Raw genomic sequence first — 16,798 nt, forward strand, 5'->3', positions numbered from 1 at the left:
AGACTCATCCTCTGGGTCGGCTGCGGTGCTCGGTCAGGGGCACCATGTAGACCGGCACCGGGGACAGCTGCAGCACGCGGGCCGCAGTGCGTCCCAGGGGAACGTCAACCGTGGCACCGTGGCTGTGACTGCCGAATACCAGCAAGTCCACCGCCAGTCGCTGGGCCTGGTCGAGGATGACCTCGGCTGGATCCCCTTGCCTCACGCGCACGGCGCGGATCAAGGCCAGGCCTGGCTCGTCGTCGCCCAGGTCGCTGCGCAGGCTCTGCAGGACCTTCTCCTCGATCCCGGCCATGACGGTATTGAGCCCTTGATTGTGCAGGCGGTCGAGCGTGGACTCGTCCAGGTAACTTTGCAGCACCGATTCGGCGATCAGGCCCATCGGCTCCACGGCATGAATGACATACAGCTGCGCGTTGAAACTGCGCGCCAGGGCTACGGCGTGCTGCATGACGAACGGGGCATATACCCCCAGGTCAGTGGCGTACAGCATGGAGCGGATCATGCGACCTCCGAAGTGGCCAATGCGACAGGCATACTTGAGCGTAGCAGTGCCGCCCGCCGTGCACCGGTCGTCGGCGCATGGCAATGGCACAAATCCGTTGTCTGCATGCGCTCTAACGCGCTAAGGTTCGACTCCCCCGCCGCTCATAATCATGCTGTGCCTCGCCGTGCGGGGTTCGCTGGCGGCCGGCACCCGTGACCTGACGAGTAACACGATGGCTGACCTACCGATCGACGACCTTAACGTCGCTTCCAACGAAACCCTCATCACCCCTGCGCAGCTGAAGCGGGAAATCCCGCTCAGTGCCGCCGCGCACACCACCGTGGCCGCTGGCCGTGAAGTGGTGCGCGATATTCTCGATGGGCGTGACCATCGCCTGTTCGTGGTCATCGGCCCGTGCTCGATCCACGACATCGATGCAGCGCACGAATATGCGCGCCGGCTCAAGGCGCTGGCCGCCGAAGTCTCGGACACCCTGTACCTGGTCATGCGCGTGTATTTCGAAAAACCGCGCACCACGGTGGGCTGGAAAGGCCTGATCAACGATCCTTACCTGGACGACTCGTTCAAGATCCAGGACGGTCTGCACATCGGTCGGAAACTGCTGCTGGATCTGGCCGAAATGGGCCTGCCTACCGCGACCGAGGCGTTGGACCCGATTTCGCCGCAGTACCTGCAGGACCTGATCAGCTGGTCGGCCATCGGCGCGCGCACCACCGAATCGCAAACCCACCGTGAAATGGCTTCGGGCCTGTCCTCGGCAGTGGGCTTCAAGAACGGTACCGACGGCGGCCTGACCGTGGCCATCAACGCGTTGCAGTCGGTGTCCAGTGCGCATCGGTTTCTGGGCATCAACCAGGAAGGTGGCGTATCCATCGTCACCACCAAGGGCAATGCCTACGGCCACGTGGTGCTGCGCGGCGGCAACGGCAAGCCCAACTACGACTCGGTCAGCGTGGCGGTGTGCGAGCAGGCGCTGGAAAAAGCAGGCATCAAGGCCAACATCATGGTCGACTGCAGCCACGCCAACTCCAACAAGGACCCAGCACTGCAACCGCTGGTGATGGAGAACGTGGCCAATCAGATCCTGGAAGGCAACCAGTCGATCATCGGCCTGATGGTGGAAAGCCATTTGAATTGGGGCAGTCAGTCGATTCCCAAGGACTTGGGCGACCTGCAGTACGGCGTATCGGTCACCGACGCGTGCATCGACTGGGCCAGCACTGAAAAGACACTGCGCAGCATGCACGCCAAACTCAAGGATGTGTTGCCCAAGCGTAGCCGCTGAAGCCAAGGGCCGGGTCAATAGCTTCCACTGACCCGGCCTTGCGGCCTGCAGATGCAGCCTGGCTTTCTACAGCTTGGCCGCACGGCGCTGGTGGCGTTCCATGTAGCGCTCGACATAGGAGCACGACGGGATCACCGTGTAGCCATGGCTCTCGGCGTAGTCCAGAGCCTGCTCGGTAAGTGCCGCAGCGATGCCCCGGCCGCGCAAGGCATTGGGTACAAAGGTGCGGTAGATGTCCAGGGTCTGTTTGCCCAGGTCCATGTAGGTGAGGTACGCACGGTGGCCGTCGATATTGATTTCGAACTGGTGACCGGCCTGGTCGTGGTGGATCGAAAGCGCCTCGCTCATCGCGTTTCCTCGCGGGTCTTGGATTTAGACCTCTACCTTACCGCTCTTTGTACAACGAAGAAACAGTTGCGCAGGCCTGTGCTGATTTTGTCATCAAACGCAATCGTGATGCCTGCAACGGCAGCAAACAACATCAGCGTGCAGCCGAGTTGATTGTCTTCGCCGCAACTCATTTTCGACTTCCTGGCCACCCCTCAACTGCGTGCGGCCGAAGACATTTAAACCCTGCCTTAGTTCATGCATCAGGCAATTACGCGATGCACTTGCGCACGCCCCTAGGTTGCGCCCAACCAGCGCTAGACCGTGGTTTGCGGCTTACGTTCCGCACCTCGGGCATGGGTGGATTTTTTTTCATCTCTTGCGCTGCGTCCGTTTACTTACTACAAGTAATGAGTAGTATGTACGGCGGCTAGTTTCTCATTCATGAGAAATGGCTACTTAAAAGAATGTCCTTCGAAGGGGAACACAATGAACAATGCTCTGAAATTCTCTGCACTGGCCCTGGCCGCCGTTCTGGCTACCGGTTGCAGCAGCGCAACCAAAGAAACCGAAGCTCGCCTGACCGCTACCGAAGACGCCGCTGCGCGCTCGCAAGCCCGTGCCGACGAAGCCTACCGCAAGGCTGACGAAGCGCTGACCGCCGCTCAGAAAGCCCAGCAGACTGCCGACGAAGCCAACGAGCGCGCTCTGCGCATGCTCGACAAGGCCAGCCGCAAGTAACAGCCTTTTCCGAGGCTGTAAAAAAACCGACCCACTGGGTCGGTTTTTTTATGGGCGCAGCAACAGCCGACTAGGGTGCGGGCGGGCTGCCGGGCGCGCTGCTGATCATCGGGACACCCGCCCCGGCAATTTCGACCGGCAGGCCGTCTTCGGCGGCGACCACATCACGGACCACGTCCCAGTTCATCTTGATGTCCGGGGCGAAGTCGCGACGGTTGAGCAACGCATTGATGACGGCGGTGTGCCTGTCCAGGGTCACCGGATCACCCTTGTCGGTCAGTTGCGCGTGGGCTTCCAGGTACACCTTGCCGCCGCTCATGCCGAACTTGTAGGACTCGTTCATGATGCGCACGCCAGTTCCAACCGGCACCATGCTGGCCAGCTCCAGCACGTTGTCGTTGTACATGCGGAAGCAGCCATGACTGGTGCGCATGCCGATGCCGAACTGCTTGTTCGAGCCGTGAATCAGGTAGCCCGGCAGGCCGAGGGTGAATTTGAAAGGCCCCAGCGGGTTGTCCGGGCCAGCAGGCACCACATTGGGTAGCGGATCACCGTCTGCAGCATGCTCGGCCTTGATCGAGGCCGGCGGCGTCCAGGTCGGATTCGGGGTCTTGGCGATGATCTTGGTGTGCGCGATGGGCGAGCCCCACCCTTCCCGGCCAATCCCCAGCGGGTAGGTACGCACGACGTCCTCGCCCTTGGGGTAATAGTAGAGGCGGTACTCGGCCAGGTTGATGACGATGCCCTCGCGCGGACCCGGCGGCAAAATGAAGCGAGTCGGCAGGACAATCTGTGTACCGGCACCCGGCAGCCAGGGGTCGACGCCAGGATTGGCGGCGACCATTTCCAGATAGCCGAGGTCATTGGCCGTCGCGATGTCGGCGAAGGTGTCCTCGTACTTGGCGGTGATGGTCTGCACCTGGCCGATGATGTCTTCACCCGCAGGTGGCAACGGGAATTCCAGCGCCATGGCCGGCGTCGCTGCGAATGCGGCGGCCAGCAACAGGCTGCGGGTGAGGACGGAAAGGCTCGGCGGCATCCAGGAAATCCTTGGTCGAACTGAACGGGACAATGCCCCGATTGTACGCGCAGTTGCCGGGCGCGTGTAGACGGGGGCCGTCAGGACGCCGATCAGGGGATCGACTGCAGCTCGGGCCATACCGGTCGTGTGCCCTTGCGCTGGGCGAACAGGATGGCCCTGCACAGTTTGCACAGCCGTTGGTCACGAAAGATCAGCTTGTGCACTTCCAGCCAGCGCGGCTGGGCCGGGAGCAAGGTTCCACACAGGGTGCGGTCCACCGAACCGCCCAGTTCCAGCTGACGCGCAGCCAGGTGCACGCGACTTTCCTGGCAGGCGAACAGGTCCAGCTGATCGTCGGGCTCGATCAATTGATAGGCAAACAGGGACCAGGCGGGACGCGGCATCGGGGGCTCCAAACAGGGGGCGCCACATTAGCCGAAAGCCCGCGCGCAGAAAAGCGTCAAAGCAAGGGTTTGAGCGTCGGCCAGACGTTTTCCAGCAGTTTGCCCTGGGCGCCAGCCGTGGGATGCACGCCGTCGGCCTGCATCAGTGTCGGCACCCCGCCGACCCCTTCGAGCAGAAATGGCACCAAGGCCACTTTTTTCTCTTCTGCCAGCGTGTGATAGACCTGGGCGAACGACTGGGTGTAACGCGCGCCGTAGTTGGGCGGCAACTGCATGCCCAGCAACAGGACCTCGGCGCCGGCCTTGCGGGAGACCTCGATCATCGACGCAAGATTCTGTTGCAATTGCGTTACGGGCATCCCGCGCAGGCCATCGTTGCCACCCAGCTCGAGCACGACCAGGTCCGGCTTGTGCGCTGCAAGCAGCGCGGGCAGCCGCGCCGAGCCATTGGCCGAGGTGTCGCCAGTGATCGAAGCGTTGACCACCTTGTCGCTGAAACCCTGCTGTTCCAGGCGCTGCTCGAGCAGCGCGACCCAGCCGGCACGGGTATCCAGGCCGAAAGCCGCGCTGATACTATCGCCAACGATCAGTACCGTACCTGCCGCTGCACTCTGGGCGGCCAACATCAGGCCCAGGCCAGCACTCATCAACCACATTCGCATCGGGACTCTCCATGGGCGCAAGCATTCTTACAGCGCGGAACCTTAGCAAAGTGGTCACCAGCGCGGAAGGTGAACTGACCATTCTGCACGAACTCTCGCTGGAATTGGCCAAAGGCGACAGCCTGGCCATCGTCGGCGCATCGGGTTCGGGCAAGTCTACCCTGCTCGGCCTGCTGGCCGGCCTCGACCTGCCCAGTGCGGGCAGCGTGACCCTGGCCGGCCAGGACCTGGGCACCCTCGACGAAGACCAGCGCGCGCGGGTACGAGCCGAACACGTCGGTTTCGTGTTTCAGTCGTTCCAACTGCTCGACAGCCTCAATGCCCTGGAGAACGTGATGCTGCCGCTGGAGCTCGACGGCCGCAAGGATGCCCGAGAACATGCGCGCACGTTGCTCGAACGGGTCGGCCTGGGCCAGCGTCTGACCCACTCGCCCCGCCAGCTCTCGGGCGGCGAACAACAGCGTGTCGCCATCGCCCGCGCATTCGCGGCCGAACCGGACGTGCTGTTCGCCGACGAGCCCACCGGCAATCTCGACAGCCATACCGGCGAGCGCATCAGCGACCTGCTGTTCGAGCTCAACAAGGAACGCGGTACCACCTTGGTGCTGGTAACCCACGACGAACGCCTGGCGCATCGCTGCAACCGCCTGATCCGCCTCGATGCCGGGCGCCTCGTCGCGCCCCTGGAGCCCTGATGGCCGGCCTGCCGATGTTGCGACTGGTGGCCCTTGCCGCCCGTCAGCTGTTGCGTGATGCGCGTTCCGGCGAGCTGCGCGTGCTGTTCTTCGCCTTGCTGGTGGCGGTTGCTGCCAGTACCGCAATCGGCTACTTCGGAGCACGCCTCAACGGCGCGATGCAGTTGCGCGCCACCGAGTTTCTCGGCGCAGACCTGATCCTGCAGGGCAGCAGCCCGGCGCGTCAGGAGCAGATCGATGCAGGCATCAACGCTGGCCTGGATCATGCGCGGGTGGTGGAATTCGCCAGCGTGATTGCCGCCGACAGTGGTATCCAGCTGTCCAGCGTCAAGGCGGTCGATGAGGCTTACCCCTTGCGCGGCGAGCTCAAGAGCGCAGCGCAGCCGTATGGCGAGGAAACCGCCGGGGACGGGCCCAAGCCCGGCGAGGCGTGGGCCGAGTCACGGCTGCTGGCCGCGCTGAACCTGAAAGTGGGCGATACCCTGGATGTAGGCAGCAAGACCTTGCGCCTGGCACGGGTGCTGACTTACGAGCCGGACCGTGCCGGCAATTTCTACAGCCTCACGCCCCGAGTGATGATCAACCTGCAGGACCTGGCTGCGACCAATGTAGTGCAACCGGGCAGCCGGGTGACTTACCGCGAACTGTGGCGCGGCGCCCCCGAACGGTTGGCCGGTTATCAGAAGCAGCTGGAGCCGGGACTCGAACCCAACCAGCGCCTGCGTGATGCCAGGGACAGCAACCAGCAGATCGGCGGCGCCCTGGGCAAGGCCGAGCGCTACCTGAACATGGCGAGCCTGGTGGCAGTGCTGTTGGCCGGTGTGGCAGTGGCCATGTCGGCCAGCCGCTTCGCCGCGCGACGTTTCGATGCCAGCGCCCTGCTGCGCTGCCTCGGCCTGTTGCGGCGTGAGGTGATGCTGATGTTCTGCGTGCAGCTGGCCCTGCTGGGGCTGCTGGCGTGCCTGAGCGGCGCGCTGATCGGCTGGCTGGCGCAGCTGGTGCTGTTCCAGATGCTGCACGGACTGCTGCCAGCCGTGGTACCGGCCGGAGGGCTGTTTCCTGCGCTGGCCGGCATCGGCACCGGGCTGGTGGCGCTGGCCGGTTTCGCCCTGCCGCCCCTGGCGGCCTTGGGCGCGGTGCCGCCCTTGCGCGTGCTGCGTCGTGATTTGCTGCCAGTGCCGCCAAGCACCTGGCTGGTGTATGGCACCGCGCTGCTGGCGTTGGGCTTGATCATGTGGCGGTTGAGCCTGGACCTGGTGCTGACGTTCGCCCTGCTCGCCGGCGGCCTGTTGGCGGCGCTGATCCTGGGTGGTCTGTTGTTGCTGGCTTTGAAAAGCCTGCGCCGCCTGCTGGCGCGTTCACCCCTGCCATGGCGCCTGGGGCTCGGGCAACTGCTGCGCCATCCCCTGGCGGCTGCCGGACAGGCGTTGGCCTTCGGCCTGATCCTGCTGGCAATGACACTGATCGCACTGCTGCGCGGCGAGCTGCTGGACAACTGGCAGAACCAGCTACCCGAAGACGCGCCGAACTATTTCGCCCTGAACATCCTGCCGGACGAGCGCGATGCCTTTGCCGGCCACCTGCAGCAGGCCGGCGCACGCTCGGCGCCGCTGTACCCGGTCATGCCGGGGCGTCTGGTCGACATCAACGATGCACCAGTGCAGGAGCTGGTCGAAAAAGACTCGCGCGGTGAACGCGCGGTGCAGCGGGACCTGAGCCTGACCTGGGCCGAGCACCTGCCCAATGGCAACCGGATAACCGCCGGGCAATGGTGGAATGCGGCCCAGCGCTCTGACGTACCTGGCGTGTCGGTCGAAGAAGGGGTGGCGCAGAGTCTGCATCTCAAGCTTGGCGACCGTCTGACGTTCAATATCGGCGGCTCCAACCGCGATGCCGTGGTAACCAGCCTGCGCACGGTGGACTGGAACAACTTCCAGCCCAACTTCTTCATGATCTTCCAGCCTGGCACGTTCGACGACCTGCCGACCACCTACCTGACCAGCTTCTATATTGCGCCTGGTCATGATTCACAGGTGGTCGAACTGTCCAGGGCATTCCCGGCGGCCACCATTCTGGGGGTCGAGGCGCTGCTGGAACAGCTGCGCAGCATCCTCGCCCAGGTCACCCTGGCGGTGGAGTACGTGCTGCTGTTCGTGCTGGCAGCGGGCATGGCGGTGCTGTTTTCCGGGCTGCAGGCCACGCTGGACGAACGCATCCGCCAAGGCGCGCTACTCCGTGCGCTGGGTGCCGAGCGCAAGCTGCTGGTCAAGGCGCGGCGCATCGAGTTCGGACTGCTGGGCGCCGCCAGTGGTGTGCTGGCAGCACTGGGCAGCGAGTTGATCAGCTTCGTGCTGTATCGCTACGCCTTCGATCTGGTCTGGACGCCGCACCCCTGGCTGCTCTGCTTGCCATTGATCGGCGCGCTGCTGGTGGGGGGCGCCGGGGTGTTCGGCACCCGTCGAGCCCTCAACGCAAGCCCGTTGCAGGTGCTCAGGGAAGGCTGAAACGCCGCGGACGATTCAGCGCAGCGTGATGAGCCCCTGCCGGGCGATGCGCACGGCATGGGCAATCACTTCGTGGGCGTCTCGGGCCGACGGTGCCTGGATCACGGCCAGCTCGAAGCTGTTGTCGGGCAGGCTCTTCAAGGCACTGTGCTGGTCGATGAAACGCGCCACGAACGCACCGGGCTTGCCACGGCGACGCGGCCAGCCATCGAGGCTGCGCAGCAGGTTCGGCTGATGCTGGCCAACCAGCAGGATTCGGGGATTGCGCAGGGACGGGCTGGCCGGGATCGGCGCAAGGCAAACGATGGGACGGGGACAGTTCATGATGGTGTTCTCAGCCTCGACCGCTTCATGTGGGAGAGCTGGGCAGCGGTGGGAGGCATCACCGAACCAGCGCTTTAGCGGTATTTCGAGGGCTCGTGAAAACCCCCAGGCGCCCCGCAAGTAGCTGTCTAAATCGGCGCATGAGCGGTAATCCTAGTGAACGGGCAGGCACGAGTCAACCGCCTGACTCGCAGGGCTTGCGACGGATGCGCACCGGATTCAAGCAGGTTTGTAGGAAATCTGGTTTACGTACCAGAGCGCTTCGCCATCGGGGATCTGCACGACAATGTCGTCGCCCTCCTGCTTCTTCAGCAGGGCACGGGCCATGGGTGAGTCGATGGAGATATAGTCATTGCGGCCATAGATCTCGTCATAGCCAACGATGCGGAATGTCTTGCGCGCGCCTTCATCGTTCTCGATCTCGACCCAGGCACCGAAGAATACCCGCCCTTCCTGTTCGGACGAATAATCGACGACCTTGACGTCTTCCAGGCGCTTGCGCAGGTAGCGCACCCGGCGATCGATCTCGCGCAGCAGTTTCTTGTTGTACTGGTAGTCGGCGTTCTCACTGCGATCGCCCAGCGATGCTGCCCAGGCGACCTTCTGCGTAATCTCCGGACGATAGACGCGCCACAGATGATCGAGTTCGGCCCTCAATGCCTCGTGCCCTTCACGGGTAATGATGTTCGTTGCCAACACGGTCTCCAGCCAGGCTCAAAGCCGTAGCCTACAGCAAACGCCCTGCCCTGCCAGTACGCCGGGCGTTCAGCGAGCAGACGCCAGCTTGCGGGCGCCGGGCTCCAGTGAGTCGCGTTCGCGGGCGAATGCCAGGTAGTACTTGTTCACACTGTTGACATAGCTCACCGAGGCCATGCCCATCTGCTCCATGGCGATGCGTTCGGTCTGGAAAAACCATTGATCGGGGTTGAGGCCGCGGCGGCGGGCCTCCTTGCGCATTGCCTGCACCCGTTCAGGGCCCATGTTGTAGGCGGCCAGGGTGAAGGCCATGCGTTCACGTTCGTTGAGCTTGTTGCTGGAAAAGAACTTGCGGCGGATCATCGCCAGGTATTTGGCCCCGGCCTGCACGTTGTTGTCGAGGTTCTGGATGTTGCCCACGCCCACCCGCCGCGCCGCCGAGGGGGTGATCTGCAGCAGGCCGGTCGCGCCGCCACCACCACGGGCGGCCGGATCGAGCTTGGATTCCTTGAAGGCCAGCGCCGCGAGGTTGAGCCAGTCCATGTGCTGCTCGCGGGCGTGCCGCTGAAGCACCGGGCGCAGCTTTTCGAGGCGCTGGCGGTCGCTGCGGGCCAGTGGATAGTGAACCTTGTACAAGCCGCGGTAGACCTTGACGAAGGCGGCATCCTGGTCGCTCGGCGCCTTGTAAGAGGCCAGGAAGCGATCGACGCTGGCGCCCAGCTGCGGTGCGTCGCGGCGCACGTACCAGCTGACCGAGCCCGGTGCGCTGAGCACCACGCGACGGTCTACCCGCAGTCGCGGCATGACCTTGGCCCAACGCTCGGCGATGGGCAGTTCGACTACGGTCAACGGGTAGATCCCGGCTTGAACCATCTCCAGTACGTCTTCTGCGGCCAGGCTTGGGTCGACCCATTCGATGTCGATGGGCGCCAGCTTGCGCAACGCCAGTTTCTGGTTCAAGCGTTCGATTGCAGCGCCTGCGGCGCTGCCGTTGGACAGGGCCAGGGTCTTGCCGGCCAATTGTTCGACCCGTACGTAACGCCGCCCGCCTTTGCCGCCCACCAGCACGAAAGGCACATTGGCGACCACCGCATCGCTGGCCGCGACCTTGCTGGAAGGATGCAGCTCCATCAACTCGCCCGGCGCGACCAGGTCGCCTTCGCCGCGCTGCAGGGCGCCGAGCAGTTGCTCCTTGGCGCGCGGGATGATCTTGAGCTGCAGCGCCTGGCCTTTGCCGGCGTGAGCATTGAGATAACCTTGAAAAGCCTGCAGGCGGTGGTATTCGACGCCAATGGCCTGACCGCGAACCTGACCAGAGCTGTTGCGGCTCTGGTTGACCAGCACGCGCAATACCTTGCTCGACTGGATCTGCGCCAGGTCGCGGACCTTGGCCGGGTGCGCCGCCAGGGGAGGCCCCGCCGGACGAGCGGCGGCAGCCGAGGGCAGCCCGAGGGCCAGACAGAGCATGACAATCAGTGATCTAAGGCCCATGGTTCCCCGGCAATGTCCTGAGCAGCCCCTCACGGACCGCCACAACCTTTTGAAGTTCTTGGCTTTCTTGCCAATCGCCAAGCTCTGGTATGCTTTTCGCCTCCTGCTTCGAGGTAGCACCATGCAACTCATCGATATCGGCGTCAACCTTACCAACAACAGCTTCGCGCAGAAGCACGAGGCGGTCCTGCAGAGGGCCTACGAGGCGGGCGTCTGTCAGCTGGTGCTCACCGGGACCAGCGTCGAAGGCAGCGAACAGGCGCTGCAACTGTGCCAGCGGTGGGATGAGTCGGGCGAGCGGCTGTTCAGCACTGCGGGCATTCATCCACACAGCGCCAGCGAGTGGAACGGCGACAGCGCCGCACGCCTGCGCGACCTGCTGCGCCTGCCGCAGGTGAAGGCCGTAGGCGAATGCGGCCTGGATTTCAATCGAGATTTCTCGCCGCGCCCACAGCAGGAAAAGGTGCTGCAGGAGCATCTGGCCCTGGCCGTGGAGCTGCAGCTGCCGGTATTCCTCCACGAGCGCGACGCCCACCAGCGCCTGCTGGACATTCTCAAGGACTACCGCGACCACCTGCCTGCTGCCGTGGTGCACTGCTTTACCGGCGAGCGCCAGGCGCTGTTCGGCTATCTGGACCTGGACCTGCACATCGGTATCACCGGCTGGATCTGCGACGAGCGTCGCGGCACCCACCTGCACCCGCTGGTGGGCAGCATTCCTGCCGCGCGGTTGATGCTCGAGAGCGATGCCCCGTACCTGCTGCCGCGCACCTTGCGCCCCAAGCCCAAGAGCGGCCGCAACGAGCCGGCCTTCCTCACTGAGGTCCTGCGTGAAGTGGCCCTGCATCGCGGTGAAAGCGTGGCCGAACTGGCGCTGAGCACGACGGCCTGCGCGCGGACGTTTTTCGCCCTGCCTGAAATCCCCAGCGCCGCAGCTGGCCTCTATGGCGCCGATAGCGAAGCTTGATTCGCGGCCAATGCCAGGGCTGACTATTATCGTTCTCAACTGATCCGGACCAGGATAGAGCTGAACAATTCGCCGGTGGCAGGACTCTACAGCTCATGCCATCCAGAAATGGCTCAAGCGACATCGTCTTGTTGATCCAGGTCCCGTTGCACCGCGCCCAGGGAGCATTGAGCCATGAACGACACCACCGCATTGAAGATCGTCAACGACCCGAACAACGGCCTGCGTGTGTCGCGCGCCATTGCCCTGCCATTGCTGGCTCTTTCAGCCTTGATGCTGGTCGATGCCGCCGCCTGTGCCAGCATTGGCGAAGCGGCTATCGGTGTCATTGGCCTGGTCGCCGCGTTCGCTCTAGGCCGCGGCCAGCGTGAACCCAGCCAGGCCGAGCTCAGCCAAAAACTGTCACCGTCTGCCGGCTGATAGCCAGCAGCTCTCCCTCGGGGTTCCACATGGCCGCAGAGGTGTGCCCGTAGCCATCGCGGGCATGCTCGATCAGGGCCTGGTAGCGGCACCAGTCGCCGCTGCGCATTGCAGGCATCGGTTGAATGAACTCGATAGTCCAGGTCAGGCTGCTGCCAGGTGCAGGCTTGCTCAAATAGGGCAGCAATGCAGGCGGCCAGGCGTCGCCCAATACCAGTAACAACGCTTCGGTGATCGGCTCATCGCGATCATGCTCACGCAGCTGCATCCATCCGCCGATCCCGGCGACCGGCGTATTGCTGAATGGCAGCGCGCCGATTCCCCAGCGCATGTCCAGATGGCGAATGTACTCCGGCGTGACCCCAGGCAGGTAGGGCAACGCCGTGGATTGCTCCAGCGTTTTCATGGCCGGCACCGGCACTGCGCTGAGGGTGATCGCCGATTCGCGCGGTAGACCGAAGCTGGCCTGGACCACGGTCATGGTGCGTCCGTTCTGCACTGCCCGCGCCAGCACCGATGTGACCGCACTGCCCTCGCGCAATATTTCCACCTGTAGATCCATGGGGACTTCCAGTTCGGCTGGCCCCACGAACGTGATTGCCATCGAACGCACCGGCCGGCCAGGGACCTGCGCCGCCATGGCCTCGTGCAGCAAAGCGGCCATGAGCCCGCCGTAGCAGGCGCGACCCTGGCTCCATTCGCGAGGTACGGTAACGCTGTGGGGTGGACGTCGTGCGCTTGCCAGCAAGTCGCGAAGGTTCATGGGCCGGCCTTGGGGTGGTTGTCGATGGGCTTGATGGTAGACAGCTCGGCGTCAGCGCGCAGCTTTCATATCGGCCAATTTCCAGTTCAAGCGGTCGTCGAGGCATGCCGCGCTACGAAGTCACGCGCCCAGCCGTACGGCCCAGTTGCCGGCGCAAGCGGGTCAGCGCAGCACGCAATTGCTCGCGCGAAACCGGTCGACCACCATAGCGCTGGGCCATGAAGGCGTAGGCGAAGGTCAGGATGGCCTCGCTTTGCGCGGGCAAATGGACGGCTGCGCGCTCGGCGAAGGCCATGGCGCCCTCGCCGGCATGGCGCACCAGGCCACGACGGCGCAACAGGCGCTCGAACGCTGCGAACTCCTTGAGCTGCGGATCGACCCGCCGGCGCCAGGGCTTGAGCAGCCAGACACTGGCCAGCAGCATGAACGACAGCCCGCCGATCGGCAGCGCCCAGCGTTGCAGGCCCTGGAACCAGCGAGCGAGAAATTCGATCTGGCGCTCGCCCTGGTACTCCAGCACCCAGCGCTGCCATCCGTAGTTGAGGTTGTCCCATTGCAGGCGCAGGTCGTTGAGCCAGGTCAAATGAGGGTAGCGCAGCGGCGAAAAGGGTGAGCCGGCAAGGAATTCCTCGTCGGCCGACAGCGCCTGCTGCAGGCCCTGCTCGACCCGCGCCGGGGCCACCGCCGCAGTGGGATCGGCCCGTTGCCAGCCCGTGCCTGCCTGCCAGTATTCGACCCAGGCATGGGCTTCGAACTGGCGCACGGTCAGGTAATTGCCCGCCGGGTTGAGTTCGCCGCCCTGGTAGCCGGCCACCACCCGCGCGGGCACCCCTGCCACACGCAAGGCATAGACCATGGCCCCGGCGTAGTGGGCGCAGAAGCCGCGCCGGCTGTCGAACATGAATTCGTCGATACTGTCGCGGCCCAGTACTGGCGGATTGAGCGTGTAGTGAAAAGGCAGTTCGCGAAACTGCCGCAGCATTTCATCCACCAGTGCCTGAGGCGTGTCGAAACGGGCACGCAGACCCTGTGCCCACTGGCGCGTGCGCGGATCGCCCTGGGCCGGCAGTTGCAGCGCGGTGCGCAGCGCCGGGGCGGCCAACTGCGGCTCGCGAATCACCTGCGGCCACGACGTCACCGCGTACATCAGTGGCTGGTCGACCGGACGGCGGCGCTGCAGGCGGCCATCGCTCAACTGGCGCACGCCGGGCAGCGCGGTACGTGCCACGTCCAGCGCAAACAACCAGGGCTTGCCGCTGGGCTGCTGGATGATCTGATAATCCAGGGACGGACCCGTCGGCTGCCAATCCGCTGCCAGTTGGGTCTGGATCCACGGCGACTGGCTCCAGGTCCGGCCGTCGTAGACATCCAGGCTCAGGGCACGCCAATAGAGGTCGCGCTTGGCCGGTATGGCGCCGTCGAAGCTGGCACGAAAGGCTACTTCGCCGGACTGGCTGAGACTGGCGACGTCGGCCGGGCTCATGCTTTCCGACAGGCCGGTCACGCCCTGGCCCGGCTTGGGCAGCGGCAGCGACCAGAGCGGTTCCAGGCGTGGGAAGAACACGAACAACAGCAGCATCAGCGGCAGTGCCTGCAACACCAGGCTGCCCGCCAGTTTCAAGGTCGCCATGGGCCGGGCAATCAGCTGGGTCTGCTGCAGACCGATCAGGGCCGCCATTAAGGCCAGCAGCGGCAACACGCTGTAGAGCGCCCAGCCCAGGCTGGCATCGAACAGATAGGCCACTGCCAGACAGAACAAACCGAGGAAAATCACCACGCGGGCGTCGCGGGCAGTCTGCATCTCCAGCAGCTTGAGCAGGAACGCCGCCACCAGCAGCGCGGCGGTGGCCTCCAGGCCCACCCAGGTGCCGCTGGACAGATAGACGCCGGCGGCCACCGCGAGCATCAGCGCCACCTTGATCAGCCGCCCCGGATAGCGCGCACGCATGCGAAACACCTGCACGCGCCACAGCGTGCAACCCAACCACAAGCCCAGCAGCCACAACGGCACGTGCCACCACAGCGGTACCAGTACCAGCGATTGTGCCAGCAGCAGCCAGGTCAGGCTGACGCGCGGAATGGCGACGGGCGTACTCATGGCTGCTCTCCAAACAGCGCCAACGCCCGCAGGCACGCTTCGCGATGAGCATCGCCGCTGTCGGTGTCGAGGCGATTGCCGGGCAGCTGCAAGGCGAACGGTCGCTGCTCGCGGGACAGGGTCAGTACCCAGTAGCAGAGCCGCGACAAGCGCTGTTCGACATCGCCGCCCAGGGCCACGAAATCCAGGCACAGCTCCTGGCCGCGAAGGTCGGCGAAGTCCTTGACCAGCAGTCCTTCACCGCGCGACCAGGCCTTCCAGTGCATGCGCCGCCAGGAATCACCGGGCTGGTATGGCTTGAGGCCTTGGAAATCATCCACGCCCTGGCCGTGCAGACGCTGCGCCTGGTCTTCGATGTCGGCCGATTCGCTGTGCAGCGTTGGCACTTCGCCTTGCAGGGGCTGGGGATACACCAGCACGCGCTGGCCCAGATCGACCCAGGTCCAGGCCATCAGCACTCCCAATGGAAAGCTGGTTTCCACGCGCATGCGCGGTGCTACCAGCCAGCCGCGGCGCTCGGTAGGCAGGCTCAATTCCAGCGCCTGTACATGATCGGGGGCAACGTCGCTGCGTTGCAGTTGCCGGGCATCCCAGCCAACGCCAATGGCCTGGTGCTCCTTGCCGCCGCTTTCCAGGCGCAAGCCAAAGCGTGCCTGCTCGCCGACGAACACCGAAGTGGCGCCGTTGCCACTGACGAGCAACCCACTGAGGTTGCGATAGGTGTGCAGGATGGCCACGACGAACACAGCACCCAGGAGGAACACCAAGGCGTAGGCCAGGCTGTTCTGGTAGTTGATCGCGGCGAGGAATATCAGCAGCAAGACGACGATGTAGCCCGTTCCGCTGCGGCTGGGGACGATGAAGATTCGGCGCTGATCCAGCTCGATGCGCGGCGCCGCTGGCAGCCGACGCACCTGCCAGCGCCGCCAGCGCTCGGCCAGCAGACGCTTCACAGCGCAGGCACCTCCCGCAGCAGCCACTGCACCAGCGCCCCGCCACCTTGTCCGGCGGGGTCGGCGCGCTCGCGCAGGCGATGACTGGCCACCGACGGCAGCACGGCTTGCACGTCCTCGGGAATCACGTAGTCGCGGCCGATCAGCAACGCCCAGGCCTTGGCGGCAGCAAGCAGCGCCAGACTGCCACGCGGCGACAGCCCGTAGGCAAACTGGGGCTGGCTGCGGGTAGCTTCCACCAGGCGCAGTACGTAATCCACCAAAGCGTCGCTGGCGCGTACCGCACGCGCCTGGGCTTGCAGCGCGGCCAACTGCGCATGATCGAGCACCGCGTTCATGCGCGGCAGCAGATCGCGTCGCGCTTCGCCCATCAGCAGGGCTTTCTCTGCGGCCTTGGCCGGATAGCCGAGCGAGAGGCGCATGAGAAAGCGGTCCAGCTGCGATTCGGGCAGCGCGAACGTGCCGCCCTGGGTCGTGGGGTTCTGCGTGGCGATCACGAAAAAGGGCTGAGGCAGTGGCCGGGTGGCGCCTTCGATGGTGACCTGGCCTTCTTCCATCGCTTCGAGCAAGGCACTCTGGCTTTTCGGGGTGGCGCGGTTGATTTCGTCCGCCAGCACCAGTTCGGCGAAGATCGGCCCGGGGTGGAACACGAAGCGCCCGCTGTCCTTGTCGAACACCGAAGTGCCGAGGATGTCGCTGGGCAATAGATCGGAAGTGAACTGGATGCGCTGGAAACTCAGGCCCAGCACCTTGGCCAGGGTGTGGCTCAGGGTAGTCTTGCCCATGCCGGGCAGGTCCTCGATGAGCAGATGACCGTCGGCGATCAGACAGGTCATCGCCAGGCGAACCTGGGTTTCCTTGCCCAGCAAGACTTCGTTGACCGCTTGCAGGCACTCATCCAGTCGACTGCGCATGGCAGACACTCCTTGTCGATACTAC

At 64.5% G+C, this 16,798-nt stretch carries 19 protein-coding genes; 6 read left to right on the forward strand and 13 right to left on the reverse strand.

The genetic code is table 11. From position 1 onward, the window contains the following. Window positions 1-4 precede the first annotated feature (4 nt). Window positions 5-505 (reverse strand): universal stress protein, encoded by a 501-nt coding sequence (locus IFU31_RS03930; protein WP_122476081.1) that lies wholly within the window; start codon window positions 503-505, stop codon window positions 5-7. Between the two features lie 214 nt (window positions 506-719). On the opposite strand from IFU31_RS03930, the gene IFU31_RS03935 reads away from it, so the two are divergent. Next, entirely contained in the window at window positions 720-1,793 is a 1,074-nt protein-coding gene (locus IFU31_RS03935) for a 3-deoxy-7-phosphoheptulonate synthase (protein ID WP_122476765.1), read from the forward strand. Window positions 1,794-1,859: 66 nt separating this feature from the next. On the opposite strand, the gene IFU31_RS03940 is transcribed toward IFU31_RS03935, so the two are convergent. Next, entirely contained in the window at window positions 1,860-2,141 is a 282-nt protein-coding gene (locus IFU31_RS03940) for a GNAT family N-acetyltransferase (RefSeq protein WP_122476082.1), read from the reverse strand. 32 nt (window positions 2,142-2,173) lie between these two features. After that, window positions 2,174-2,314, reverse strand: a complete 141-nt coding sequence (locus IFU31_RS03945) for a hypothetical protein (RefSeq protein WP_192102346.1) — start codon at window positions 2,312-2,314, stop codon at window positions 2,174-2,176. A gap of 295 nt (window positions 2,315-2,609) precedes the next feature. Here IFU31_RS03945 and IFU31_RS03950 point away from each other — a divergent pair, with 295 nt between their 5' ends. After that, the gene (locus IFU31_RS03950) at window positions 2,610-2,861 is read left to right on the forward strand and encodes an Lpp/OprI family alanine-zipper lipoprotein (RefSeq protein WP_122476084.1); all 252 of its coding nucleotides are present in this window, start codon (window positions 2,610-2,612) and stop codon (window positions 2,859-2,861) included. A 70-nt stretch (window positions 2,862-2,931) separates the two neighbouring features. Here the strand turns inward: IFU31_RS03950 and IFU31_RS03955 are convergent, their stop codons facing one another. The 3 genes from IFU31_RS03955 to IFU31_RS03965 all read right to left on the reverse strand — a co-directional run bounded on the left by IFU31_RS03955 (window position 2,932) and on the right by IFU31_RS03965 (window position 4,948). Further along, entirely contained in the window at window positions 2,932-3,900 is a 969-nt protein-coding gene (locus IFU31_RS03955; protein ID WP_122476086.1) for a L,D-transpeptidase family protein, read from the reverse strand. Between the two features lie 92 nt (window positions 3,901-3,992). Next, complete coding sequence (locus IFU31_RS03960; protein WP_122476088.1) at window positions 3,993-4,286, reverse strand: hypothetical protein; 294 nt, start codon at window positions 4,284-4,286, stop codon at window positions 3,993-3,995. Window positions 4,287-4,342: 56 nt separating this feature from the next. After that, window positions 4,343-4,948 carry an arylesterase gene (locus IFU31_RS03965; RefSeq protein WP_122476089.1) on the reverse strand — a complete coding sequence of 202 codons (606 nt, stop codon included), beginning with the start codon at window positions 4,946-4,948 and terminating at the stop codon, window positions 4,343-4,345. 11 nt (window positions 4,949-4,959) lie between these two features. On the opposite strand from IFU31_RS03965, the gene IFU31_RS03970 reads away from it, so the two are divergent. Both IFU31_RS03970 and IFU31_RS03975 read left to right on the forward strand, forming a co-directional pair. Beyond that, window positions 4,960-5,643 carry an ABC transporter ATP-binding protein gene (locus tag IFU31_RS03970; RefSeq protein WP_192102347.1) on the forward strand — a complete coding sequence of 228 codons (684 nt, stop codon included), beginning with the start codon at window positions 4,960-4,962 and terminating at the stop codon, window positions 5,641-5,643. Next, entirely contained in the window at window positions 5,643-8,147 is a 2,505-nt protein-coding gene (locus tag IFU31_RS03975; protein WP_192102348.1) for an ABC transporter permease, read from the forward strand. Before IFU31_RS03970 ends, IFU31_RS03975 begins: the two co-directional genes overlap by 1 nt. A 15-nt stretch (window positions 8,148-8,162) precedes the next feature. Here the strand turns inward: IFU31_RS03975 and IFU31_RS03980 are convergent, their stop codons facing one another. From IFU31_RS03980 to IFU31_RS03990, 3 genes are all read right to left on the reverse strand, one after another. After that, complete coding sequence (locus IFU31_RS03980) at window positions 8,163-8,471, reverse strand: class I SAM-dependent methyltransferase (RefSeq protein ID WP_122713797.1); 309 nt, start codon at window positions 8,469-8,471, stop codon at window positions 8,163-8,165. A gap of 219 nt (window positions 8,472-8,690) precedes the next feature. Beyond that, window positions 8,691-9,167, reverse strand: coding sequence for a transcription elongation factor GreB (greB, locus tag IFU31_RS03985; RefSeq protein ID WP_192058102.1), 477 nt, complete (start codon window positions 9,165-9,167; stop codon window positions 8,691-8,693). A 69-nt stretch (window positions 9,168-9,236) separates the two neighbouring features. Beyond that, window positions 9,237-10,658, reverse strand: a complete 1,422-nt coding sequence (locus IFU31_RS03990) for a transglycosylase SLT domain-containing protein (protein WP_122476097.1) — start codon at window positions 10,656-10,658, stop codon at window positions 9,237-9,239. A 121-nt stretch (window positions 10,659-10,779) separates the two neighbouring features. Here IFU31_RS03990 and IFU31_RS03995 point away from each other — a divergent pair, with 121 nt between their 5' ends. Both IFU31_RS03995 and IFU31_RS04000 read left to right on the forward strand, forming a co-directional pair. Next, the gene (locus tag IFU31_RS03995) at window positions 10,780-11,625 is read left to right on the forward strand and encodes a TatD family hydrolase (RefSeq protein WP_192053132.1); all 846 of its coding nucleotides are present in this window, start codon (window positions 10,780-10,782) and stop codon (window positions 11,623-11,625) included. A 174-nt stretch (window positions 11,626-11,799) separates the two neighbouring features. Further along, window positions 11,800-12,045 carry a hypothetical protein gene (locus IFU31_RS04000; protein ID WP_122476099.1) on the forward strand — a complete coding sequence of 82 codons (246 nt, stop codon included), beginning with the start codon at window positions 11,800-11,802 and terminating at the stop codon, window positions 12,043-12,045. Here IFU31_RS04000 and IFU31_RS04005 read toward each other — a convergent pair. The 4 genes from IFU31_RS04005 to IFU31_RS04020 form a co-directional block, all read right to left on the reverse strand. Continuing rightward, window positions 12,014-12,808 (reverse strand): acyl-CoA thioesterase, encoded by a 795-nt coding sequence (locus tag IFU31_RS04005; RefSeq protein ID WP_185794447.1) that lies wholly within the window; start codon window positions 12,806-12,808, stop codon window positions 12,014-12,016. The two genes, IFU31_RS04000 and IFU31_RS04005, sit on opposite strands and share 32 nt — an antisense overlap. A 112-nt stretch (window positions 12,809-12,920) precedes the next feature. Beyond that, window positions 12,921-14,906 carry a transglutaminase TgpA family protein gene (locus IFU31_RS04010; RefSeq protein WP_192102349.1) on the reverse strand — a complete coding sequence of 662 codons (1,986 nt, stop codon included), beginning with the start codon at window positions 14,904-14,906 and terminating at the stop codon, window positions 12,921-12,923. Beyond that, window positions 14,903-15,886, reverse strand: a complete 984-nt coding sequence (locus tag IFU31_RS04015) for a DUF58 domain-containing protein (RefSeq protein ID WP_446731017.1) — start codon at window positions 15,884-15,886, stop codon at window positions 14,903-14,905. The genes IFU31_RS04010 and IFU31_RS04015 overlap by 4 nt, the downstream gene beginning before the upstream one ends. Beyond that, window positions 15,856-16,773, reverse strand: coding sequence for an AAA family ATPase (locus tag IFU31_RS04020; RefSeq protein ID WP_122476106.1), 918 nt, complete (start codon window positions 16,771-16,773; stop codon window positions 15,856-15,858). The genes IFU31_RS04015 and IFU31_RS04020 overlap by 31 nt, the downstream gene beginning before the upstream one ends. Between the last annotated feature and the right edge of the window lie 25 nt (window positions 16,774-16,798).

Origin of the sequence: Pseudomonas sp. CFBP 13602 (assembly GCF_014842725.1) — a bacterium.
GTDB lineage: Bacteria > Pseudomonadota > Gammaproteobacteria > Pseudomonadales > Pseudomonadaceae > Aquipseudomonas > Aquipseudomonas baltica.